Genomic DNA, 9,820 nt, shown 5'->3' with positions numbered 1-9,820 from the left:
TGGGAGAGTAGGACACCGCCGGACTTAACTTAGAAACAAACAGAAAGGCCACCTTCGGGTGGCCTTTCTGCGTTAACGGCCACCTTCGGGTGGCCGTCGTGCGTTAATCGTCCCATCCCGCGCGGGGGGCTGAGATCAGAAACTGAACTTCTGCGGGGCGACGGGACACTCGCTCCTCAGCTCAAACATTCGGGGTGTTTTGGGGGCCTCCGCGAAAAGCATGCGGAGACCCCCAAAACACCCCGAAAACTCGACACCCCGCGAATATCCCACCACCCCGCGCCGCCCACCACCACGCGCACCACCGAACAATATGGGCCACGCACTGTCGCTAGGAATCTAGCGGTGGCATACACGTTTACTTTTTCGAAAAATCATTCGGTGTGAGGCTGGCGATGCGATGCGCATGAGCGTGGAGCGTGTCCTCGTCGATGTGCAATCCGCTGTCCGTAAAGCGCTGATGTAGAGCGTTTAGAACGAGCGCCTCGTCATGACCTGCCAGGTCAGCTTCTTGTTGCATCAGAATCCCTGCCGCCTTGGCGTCATCCGGTTGGGAATGTTGGTCTTGAACGGGTTCGTCTTGGGTTTCGTTTTCGTGGGTCATTCTGTCTTCTCCTCTTTGGACTGGAGCATTGGGTTTGCGCGCGTCAAAGACTAAACGATCTAGGCGCGACGTTCATCAGCCTGTAGACAAATCACGGTAGTCCTCGAACTCGCGACTGACCAGTGTGCTGCGCCGGCCGGAGCGCTCCTGGTGGTCTCATCCTGGCGGGGAGGCACGTGCAGATAGCTGAAATAGCCGGCGTTTCGCTGGCGTCGAGTCATTCTCGCGAGGAGTCGTGGCGGGTAGAGCCTTTCTGGGTCGAAGCAGTACTCACGGAGTGGAAGGCATGGTTCACGCGCACGCCATCACCGCCAGCGCATGAAACGAACACGGCCGCCCACCCTTGCGGTTGGAACGGCCGGTTCAGTCGGTTAGCTCAGCGGAAAAGATTACTCGGCACGAGCCACAAAGCGCACCGCCATGGCCTTGTAGCCGGGGGTGTTTGATTCCCGCGCCACAAGCTCGCGGTGCATCAACGCGTTGGCCTCGGGGAAGTACGCCGCCGCACAGCCGCGCGGGGTCGGGTAGAACACGAGACGAAAGTCATCCGCGCGGCGCTCGGCGCCTTGGAAGGTACTAATCACGTCGACCGGCGCACGATCGGAAAACCCCATCTCCGCTGCATCCTCGGCGTTGATGAGAATCACCCGGCGACCGTTGGAGATACCGCGGTAGCGGTCGTCGAGGCCGTAGAACGTCGTGTTGTACTGGTCGTGGCTGCGCATGGTCTGCAAGATCAGGTGGCCGACCGCTGGGGTGAGATATTCCAGCGGGCTCACCGTGAAGCGGGCCAGGCCAATGTCGGTCTTGAAGCTACGGGTATCGCGCGGTGGGTTCGGCAATACAAAGCCGTTTTTGGTCTTGAGCCGGGCGTTGAAGTTGGCGAAACCTGGCAGCACCCGGGAGATGTGGTCACGGATGACGTCGTAGTCCTCGGCCATGGCCTTCCAGTCGATGACGTGGTCGGCGCCGAGGGTGGCGTTAGCCATGCGAGCGATGATCACAGGTTCGGCCAGCATGTGCTCGGAGACCGGCTTCAGGCGCCCCTGGGTGGTGCGCACAACGGACATGGAGTCTTCGACGCTGAGCACCTGACGGCCATCAGGATGTTTGTCGTCCGTGTCCGTTCGGCCAAGGGTCGGCAAAATCAATGAGGTCAGGCCGTGGCGGACGTGCGACCGGTTGGGCTTGGTCGACACGCTCACTGTCAGGCCTACGCGCTGCATCGCTGCTTCGAGTAGATCGGTGTCCGAGCACGCCAACGCGAAATTTCCGCCCATGGAGATGAAGACGTCAACATTGTTCTTCTCGAACGCGTCCACGGTGTCGACTGAGTCGAGGCCATGTTCGCGTGGAGATTCAATTGAGAATTCTTTGTCGAGGGCCGCGAGCATTGGCTCCTGCGGCTTCTCCCAGACGCCCATAGTGCGGTCGCCCTGCACATTGGAGTGCCCCCGCACCGGGCACGCTCCAGCGCCGGGCTTGCCGAAATTCCCTTGGAGCAGGAGCAGATTGATGATCTCCTTGAGCGTGTTTACCGAGTGCGGCTGCTGCGTAAGGCCGAGCGCCCAGCAGATGATGGTGGCTTTGGAAGCGACCATCATCTGGGCGACGGTCGAGATCTGCAGACGGGAAAGACCGGTGGCAGCTTCGGTCTGCTCCCAGTCGATAGTCTTGCGGGCGGCCCGGTAAGCGTCGATCCCATCGGTGTTCTCGGCGATGAAAGCGTGATCCACGACCGAGCCCGGAACGCGCTCTTCTTCCTCAAGCAGGAGATGCCCCAGTGCCTGGAACAGGGCCAGGTCGGCCCCGACCTTGATCTGCAGAAATTCGTCGGCGAGGTTCGTGCCGGTTCCGATCAGCCCGGTGGGGGTCTGCGGGTCCTTGAAGTTGAACAGACCGGCTTCGGGGAGGGGGTTCACTGCGACGATTTTTCCGCCATTATCCTTGCATGCGGCCAATGCCGAGAGCATGCGGGGATGGTTTGTGCCGGGGTTCTGTCCGACAACGAAGATGAGCTCGGCCCGGTGGATATCGTCAAGCGACACCGTGCCCTTGCCGATACCGATCGTGGGGTTCAGCGCCGACCCAGAGGATTCATGGCACATGTTTGAACAGTCCGGCAGGTTGTTGGTGCCAATCGACCGGGCAAAGAGCTGGTACATGAACGCTGACTCGTTCGCCGTGCGACCCGAGGTGTAGAACACCGTGCGCTGCGGAGTGCTTTCGCGAATTTTCTGCCCGACGAGCTCGAAGGCGTCGTCCCAACTGATTTGAGAATAGTGCGTGTCACCGGGACGGATGACCACAGGGTGCGTGATACGGCCTTGGTTGCCCAGCCAGTACTCGGTCTTGGTCGCCAGCTCCTCGACGGAATGCTCCGCCCAGAAATCGGGACCCACCGTGCGCGTGGTGCTCTCCTCGGCCACGGCCTTGGCACCGTTCTCGCAGAATTCCGCTGTCTTGCGGTGCCCCTGGGATTCCGGCCACGCGCATCCAGGGCAGTCGGTGCCGTCACGTTGATTGAGTCGAAGCAAGGAGCGAGCTGTGCGGGACAGTCCGGCCTGAGCGATGCCGCGGTCCAGCGCCACCACGACGGCTTCGACGCCCGCTGCGTGAGTTCTGGGTTTCTTGACGATGAGATTAGCTTCGTTGATGTCTTTTACCGGTGCTGCACGTTTCATGCTTCTATCCTGCCCCCAAAAAATAATCGCCGAAACAATGAAACCCCGTGAAAAAAGATTTACGACGATATGGACGTACATTGTTTTCGGACATCTGTTATTTAAAAGAGCTTTCCGCGTCACAGAGTCCGCATGATAAGGGCGCATATCCTGCGGGCCTGCTAATTTCTTTACCTGGATCGGAGCGGATCGGGATCGACAGTGGTGGGCGCTGCCGGGACCCGCCTGCGGCCTAGGGGATTCGGGCGCGTGACTATCTGCAGACATAGTGAAAATGGTTCTTGTCTCCTTCAGGTCGGGACCGAACATTTGCGAAGCTCTCAATTAGGTGATAAGACTAAAAAGGTGAGTGGGTAACGACTCGACGAAAAGTCGCCTGCTTAGCGTAATGATTCGTTACTCGTGAAAGAAGCCGTCTGAGAGCGGCTGAACACCTATAGCGTTCTAAATGTCACGCTGGCCATTGGTGTCCCGAAATCCGCGTCTGGAGCTTAACTCCTACGCCACGACTTCTTGTGGCGCCCGCCGCCAGACCGATGCCGGCCGCCGTATTGGCTCCAGTCTCCTGCGCCGCAGAATTGGCAACACCAGAAGAAACGTTGGCGGGAATGTAGCTGCGGTCGCTGTTGCGTAGCGCTGGGTTAGTGATGGGCTGTGCGCCATAAGTGTTCTCGTGGGGGACTTATTCAAAACCATCGGAAGGGTAGAGCTATGTATTCATCAGCCACTGTGATCGGCGGAACGACCAAAAAACCGACGGCGGGACGGTGGGGGATTGTGATCGCAGCGCTGTTGCTGCAGTTCTCGATTGGCGCCGTCTACGCGTGGAGTGTGTTCAGCTCAGCGTTGCAAAGCCCGGATGCTATGGGGCTCACCAATCCGGAAGCATCTCTGCCGTTTACCGTGACAATTGGCATGATTTTCATCGGCAGCTACATTGGTGGGAGGATCCAGGACAAGAAGGGGCCGCGGCCGGTGGCCCTTAGCGGCGGCATCATCTACGGTTTTGGATGCATCCTTGCGTCGTTTGCTCTCTCGCATGACAACACCCAGCTGTGGCTCCTGATCCTCGGCTACGGAGTCATCAGCGGGTTCGGCCTCGGCTTGGCGTACATCGTGCCGATTGCAATGTTGCAGAAGTGGTTCCCCGACAAGCGCGGTCTTATTACCGGACTCGCGGTCGCCGGCTTCGGATTTGGTGCGGTCCTGACCGCGCCCATCGCCCAGTGGCTGATCGCCATGACTCCGACGGAACCAAACCGAGCTTTTCTGCCTCTCGGTATCGGTTACCTCGTGCTCGCGCTGATCGGCGCGGCGTTTTTCCGTAACCCATCAGCCGGATACACGGTGCCGGGGTGGGTGCCTGCGTCAACAGGCAAGGCGCACGACAGCTACAAGCAGTTCACCGAAAAAGAGGCCCTACGGACACCGCAGTGGTACTTTCTGGCGGCAATTCTCACCCTTAACGTCACCGTCGGTATTGCGTTGGTCGCCCAGGCCAACTCGAGTGCGATCGACATCGCCGGTTATAGCATCGGTGGTGCTGCAGCGCTCGTCGGAGTGCTGGCGCTGTTCAATGGAGGTGGCCGTGTCTTTTGGGCGTGGGTTTCTGGGAAGACCGGTCGGATGACGACATTCGGTCTGATGCTCGGCTTGCAGGGTGTCTGTTTGCTGGTCATCCCCCACGCCAGCAACGCCGTGCTGTTCTTCGTCCTCGCCGCCATCGTCTACCTCTGCTTCGGGGCGGGTTCGGCACGATGCCTGCAACGGCGGGCGACTTCTTCGGAGTCAAACACGCTGGTGCGATCTATGGACTCATGATCATCGGGTGGAGCCTCGGCGGGATCATCGGCTCGCCAATCATCGCCGCCCTTATCGGCGCGGACAAGGATTACACGCTGGGCTACACCGTCATGGGCATTATTGCCCTGATGTCGGTGATCGTCCCCATCATCACTAAAATGCCGCGACCGAAGGGTGACGAGGCGAAGTCACCTGCCGTAAGCGCGGTAGACGAACTATCGAGGGTTGTCAGCTAAAAGGAGCGAAGAGCGGCAGTGGTGTCGGGCACGCCCGGCACCACTGCCGCTCTTCGCGCAAGATCAGGCGCATCGTTTGCCGGAGACCCATTGCAGGGCACCCAGAATGGCGACGCCTGTTCCGGCCATCCCGACAAACATACCGATGAGCATCCAGAACAGCAGCGGCTCCAGTCCGCCAACTGTCACGTCGGCCCGCACGATCGTGCCGATAAGAAAACCCAGGATCGGCGTGAACAAGCCGATGAACGATCCCACGAGCATCAGTCGGATGCACCGGGTGCGGTGCGCGGTCGAGCCGGTGCGGTTCTTCTCCCGCAGGACCTCACTCATGAGTAACTCCCTTCCGGAACGGGAACGGGAACGGCAACCGGCGGGGAGGCCGGTGCCGCCGCGGGCGCCGGGACACTGCCGGCAGTCGGCAGAGACCCGGTGGCCGCCTGCTTGTCGAGCCACTGCGGGATCTTATTCAGGAACGGCCCGATGATATCCATCGGCAGCGGGAAGACCACCGTGGAGTTATGGTCGGCTCCGAGCTCGAGCAGCGTCTGCAAATAGCGCAGCTGCAACGACGCCGGGTTGCGGCTGAGGATCTCGGCTGCTTGACCGAGTTCCTCCGAGGCCTGCAACTCACCGTGTGCGTTGATGATCTTCGCGCGACGCTCCCGCTCGGCTTCTGCCTCGCGGGCCATCGCCCGCTGCATCGCCTGCGGGATCTCCACATCCTTGATCTCGACGACCTTGACCTGAACGCCCCACGGTTCGGTCTGGGCGTTGATGTTGCGGGCGAGATCCTCGTTGAGATCGGCGCGGTGCGCCAGCAGGGTGTCGAGGTCGGCACGCCCGACGACGGACCGCAGTGTGGTCTGCGCCATCTGCGAGGTAGCAACAGCGTGGTTTTCCACTCCCATCACCGACCGAACCGGGTCGGTGACCTGGAACAGCACGACCGCATTAACCCGGGCGGGTACGTTGTCCTTGGTGATGACGTCCTGCGGCGGAATCGTGAGCGTCACGATGCGCAGATCGACGCGGACCATGGTGTCGATCCCGAGGAAGACGATCTGCACTCCGGGCTGGCGAATTGGACGCAACCGCCCAAATCGAAAAGTGACGCCCCGTTCGTATTCCTGCAAGACCTTGAACGAGGCCGCGAACCAGATCAATACCAGGCCGAGCACGATCAGGAGCACAATCAGCCACGCCATCAGCGATTTTTCTCTCGGGTCCCGGCGGTGGCCGCGCCGGGTAGGCCGGGGTCGGCTTCCGCTTCCCGTTCGGTCCAGCGGGTGGAATACGGTGAATGCACGGTGTCTCCTGTCGTTTTGGCGGGGCCGGGAACCTGTCTCGGACCGGTTTTTCTGATGTTGCCGTAGCCGCGGGCGACTTCCCTGAGGCGGCCGGCTTCCCGAGTGGCGACACTCTCGTCGAGACCTTCGTGGCGCAGGTGTGCGGGAAACCCGGCCGGGCTGCGCCGCAGGTGCGACCAGAGCGGCCAGCTACACACGGCGATGGTGACAGCTGCCGCCCCCAGGATCACGAGTTCAACCCCGGTGCGCTGTTGCAGCATCGTGGCTAGCGGCCAGACCAGGCCGAGTACTACCACGACGCAGGCGATTCCCCGGTGGAATCGCTCCGCCTCCGAACTCGGCCAGGGGTCGATGTTGCGGGCAACCTGACGGCCGGCGTCCGAGGTCGTGCAGGTGTCTTTCACCGGGCACGGATTGCACACGGTCGCACTAGCCTGATAGCGCGTCACCCGGTTGTCCGGGTCGAAGGAGATCGGCCACAGCCACTGGTCTTCCGAGCATTTCCAGGCGTCGTGGTCTTCGTGGTAGGTGAAGCCCCCCGACCGCGCGGCGGTCGTCTTGGTAGCGGTCCGCCGCGCGAGAAGGTCGAGGATGTGCGCCACCATCAGCAGAAATCCGCCGTAGGTGAGCGCGAACCAGACCTCCGAATCGATGGCCCCCATCAGGAGCCGTCCACCGGGCGGGTACCATCGTCGGTATTTGATTCGGTGGCCGATCGGTTGTCCGAGGCGTATCCGCTCGTGCTTCCGGCCGGGGACCCGTCTTCGATCGTCGGTTCGGCACGGTACGCCGAGACGGATGCCGCCGGCTGCGCTTCCACAAACAGCGCCTCCATGGGTACATCCTGGGTACTGCCCTTGATGCGGTAGCGCACGCCGAGCCATGCGATCCAAACAAACGGCATAACACCGCCGACGATGAAGAGTACGTCACCGGGCAACCGCAGCCACTCAAGCACGGCATTACCGGGTTCGGTGATGAAGTTCAGGCTGCGCGCCTCGAAGTACCCGTCGTTGATGGAATGCCACAGTTGAATGACACCGAGCGGCAGCAGGGTCGCGAACGTCATCCACGCCAGCCCGAGGTTGAGGCACCAAAACGACAATTTTGCCAGCCGATCGGGCCAGCGGTTCGCTGGAATCAGATAACGCAAGGCGAACAGAGCCAAGCCGACCCCGAGCATCCCGTAGACACCCATCATGGCGGCATGGGCATGGTTGGCCGTGAGGGCCGTACCGATCTCGTAGTACGAAATGATCGGCAAATTGATCAGGAATCCAAAAACCCCCGCGCCGAGGAAGTTCCAGAACCCGACCGCCACGAGGAACATGACCGCCCAGCGGTGAGGGAACGGGGCCGAGCTGCGGGACTCCTGCCGCGACCCGAGCTGCAGAAAACTCCACGCCTCGATGGTCAGGAAGGTCAGCGGAATCACTTCGAGGGCGGAAAAGAACGCCCCCAGCGCCATGTGCTCTACCGGGGTTCCCGAGAAATACAGGTGATGCATGGTGCCAAGGATTCCGCCGGCGGAGTAGAGAATAACGTCGAGCAGAATGATCTGCATAGCAATTTTGTGCCGTACGACGCCGAGCATCACGAAGATGTACGCGACCATGACGGTCGTGAACAATTCCAGGAAGTCCTCAACCCAGAGATGTACGACCCAGAAACGCCAGAATTCAGCCACGCTGAGGTGCACCTCGGTGCCGGCCAGCATACCCACCGCGTAGAACGCGGGAATCGCGAGGCCCGAATAGAAAAACAGCCATGGCAAGTTGAAACGGTGCTCTGACTTGAGCCGAGCCCGAATACCACGGTAGATAATCACGATCCACAGCGTCAGGCCAACAACGAGCATCCCCTGCCACACCTTCGGCAGGTCAATGTACTCCCACTGCATACCCCAGAAGATCGAGTCCTTAGCCGCTTCGACACCGAAAACACTCATCGCCTCGCCGACGAAGGAGCCCGCGATAACGACAGCGAGCGCGCCAAGCAACCCATAGGCAAGCCAGTGCTGGCGCTTCGGTTCGCGCCCGGAGATGTATGGCGCGAGAAAAATACCAGCGGCGAGGAACGACGCGGCCGTCCACAACAACGAGAGCTGCACATGCCAGGTGCGCGCAAGATTGAACGGCAGAATCTGCGCGAGGTCGATACCGAAGAAGCTGGATAGGTCGGCCCGGTAGTGCTCGATGGCAGCCCCGAGAAACGCCTGAGCGAGGAACATCAGTGCGACGACAAAGAAGAACCAGGCTGTGGCGGACTGCGCCGGGGTCACCTTCACCTCGCCCGGCTGCCGGAATGACAACGCTGGGGTCTCTTCCCCGTGCTGCCAGCCCATTTTCTTGCTCCACCGACCGTACAAGCCAAAAAGCGCGCCGAGGGCGACCAGCAGGGATATCAGCGAGAGCGCACTCCAGACAATGATGTCGGCGGTGGGCGCATTGTCAACGAGCGGTTCCGCTGGCCAGTTATTCGAGTAGGAATAGTCGTGTCCCGGCCGTTCGGCAGCGGATGCCCAGGCCGTCCAAGCAAAGAAAGCCGTGAGCTCGTGCACCTCCGCCGGGTCGGTGATGACGTTGGGAATGAGCCCGTATTGCGTGGTCGGAGAACCGAAATACTCAGCGTAGTGCTGAGTGATGTCCTCAAAGGCGGCGATCTGCAGGTCGGTAAAGATCAGGTCACCCGAGGTGGCGTCGTAGCGGTTGGTGCGCATCATCTCGACCAGTTCGCCCTGCGGGTCCTGCACACCCGAAGCGGTGAGGGCCTCCAGCACGAACTCGGCCGAGCGACGCAGATAGTCGGCGGTGTAATCCGGTCCCAGGTACCCGCCGTGACCCATGATCGAGCCGTACTGCTGCAGTCCACGACCGGCGAACGTCTGCTGCCCATCAGTGATCTCAGCGCCCGTGAAAACAACCTCACCCTGCGAGTCGACCACCTGTTTCGGCTGGGGCATCGAATCGGTGTAGGTCCTCAATGCGAGAAAACCCATGACGGCAAAACCAAAGACCATCACCAGGGCCACCCCCTGGATCCACCCCTTGGAGACCATCAACTCAGATCGCACCTGTTTTGCTTTTGCTCGAATTCGAACCACGCGGGGAACCTTCCCTCTTGCCTCACGGCTCCCCAGACGGGTCGTAGCCGTGCTTTGAGGCTAGTGGAAATAAAAGAATC

8 protein-coding genes are annotated in these 9,820 nt (G+C 60.8%); 2 read left to right on the top strand and 6 right to left on the bottom strand.

The window, feature by feature from the left end:
• Positions 1–358: 358 nt before the first annotated feature.
• Together E3T51_RS10850 and E3T51_RS10845 are read right to left on the bottom strand one after the other, a co-directional pair.
• A complete protein-coding gene (locus E3T51_RS10850; protein WP_104193178.1) occupies positions 359–604 on the bottom strand; it encodes a hypothetical protein in 246 nt (81 codons plus the stop codon).
• Positions 605–993: 389 nt separating this feature from the next.
• Positions 994–3,288, bottom strand: a complete 2,295-nt coding sequence (locus E3T51_RS10845; RefSeq protein ID WP_134529852.1) for an FdhF/YdeP family oxidoreductase — start codon at positions 3,286–3,288, stop codon at positions 994–996.
• A gap of 711 nt (positions 3,289–3,999) precedes the next feature.
• Between E3T51_RS10845 and E3T51_RS10840 the strand changes: the two genes are divergently transcribed.
• Complete coding sequence (locus E3T51_RS10840) at positions 4,000–5,109, top strand: L-lactate MFS transporter (protein ID WP_241989276.1); 1,110 nt, start codon at positions 4,000–4,002, stop codon at positions 5,107–5,109.
• Entirely contained in the window at positions 5,106–5,327 is a 222-nt protein-coding gene (locus tag E3T51_RS17160) for a hypothetical protein (RefSeq protein ID WP_241989275.1), read from the top strand. The genes E3T51_RS10840 and E3T51_RS17160 overlap by 4 nt, the downstream gene beginning before the upstream one ends.
• A 63-nt stretch (positions 5,328–5,390) precedes the next feature.
• Here the strand turns inward: E3T51_RS17160 and E3T51_RS10835 are convergent, their stop codons facing one another.
• From E3T51_RS10835 to E3T51_RS10820, 4 genes are read right to left on the bottom strand one after another with little or no spacing between them, the layout of a single operon-like run.
• On the bottom strand, positions 5,391–5,660 hold the full coding sequence (locus tag E3T51_RS10835) for a hypothetical protein (protein WP_104193175.1): 270 nt from the start codon (positions 5,658–5,660) through the stop codon (positions 5,391–5,393).
• Entirely contained in the window at positions 5,657–6,535 is an 879-nt protein-coding gene (locus E3T51_RS10830; RefSeq protein WP_134529851.1) for a slipin family protein, read from the bottom strand. Before E3T51_RS10830 ends, E3T51_RS10835 begins: the two co-directional genes overlap by 4 nt.
• A complete protein-coding gene (locus tag E3T51_RS10825; protein WP_134529850.1) occupies positions 6,535–7,299 on the bottom strand; it encodes a hypothetical protein in 765 nt (254 codons plus the stop codon). The genes E3T51_RS10830 and E3T51_RS10825 overlap by 1 nt, the downstream gene beginning before the upstream one ends.
• Positions 7,299–9,710 carry a nitric-oxide reductase large subunit gene (locus tag E3T51_RS10820; RefSeq protein ID WP_241989274.1) on the bottom strand — a complete coding sequence of 804 codons (2,412 nt, stop codon included), beginning with the start codon at positions 9,708–9,710 and terminating at the stop codon, positions 7,299–7,301. The genes E3T51_RS10825 and E3T51_RS10820 overlap by 1 nt, the downstream gene beginning before the upstream one ends.
• Between the last annotated feature and the right edge of the window lie 110 nt (positions 9,711–9,820).

The sequence above is a fragment of the Cryobacterium serini genome (assembly GCF_004404025.1).
In the GTDB taxonomy this organism is placed as follows: domain Bacteria; phylum Actinomycetota; class Actinomycetes; order Actinomycetales; family Microbacteriaceae; genus Cryobacterium; species Cryobacterium serini.
Note: the sequence above shows the minus strand (reverse complement) of the source record. Positions and strands in the feature narration are given on the sequence as shown.

Coding starts and splice junctions, on each gene's coding strand:
- E3T51_RS10850 (WP_104193178.1), bottom strand. CDS start 604: ATGACCCACGAAAACGAAACCCAAGACGAACCCGTTCAAGACCAACAT.
- E3T51_RS10845 (WP_134529852.1), bottom strand. CDS start 3,288: ATGAAACGTGCAGCACCGGTAAAAGACATCAACGAAGCTAATCTCATC.
- E3T51_RS10840 (WP_241989276.1), top strand. CDS start 4,000: ATGTATTCATCAGCCACTGTGATCGGCGGAACGACCAAAAAACCGACG.
- E3T51_RS17160 (WP_241989275.1), top strand. CDS start 5,106: ATGATCATCGGGTGGAGCCTCGGCGGGATCATCGGCTCGCCAATCATC.
- E3T51_RS10835 (WP_104193175.1), bottom strand. CDS start 5,660: ATGAGTGAGGTCCTGCGGGAGAAGAACCGCACCGGCTCGACCGCGCAC.
- E3T51_RS10830 (WP_134529851.1), bottom strand. CDS start 6,535: ATGGCGTGGCTGATTGTGCTCCTGATCGTGCTCGGCCTGGTATTGATC.
- E3T51_RS10825 (WP_134529850.1), bottom strand. CDS start 7,299: ATGGGGGCCATCGATTCGGAGGTCTGGTTCGCGCTCACCTACGGCGGA.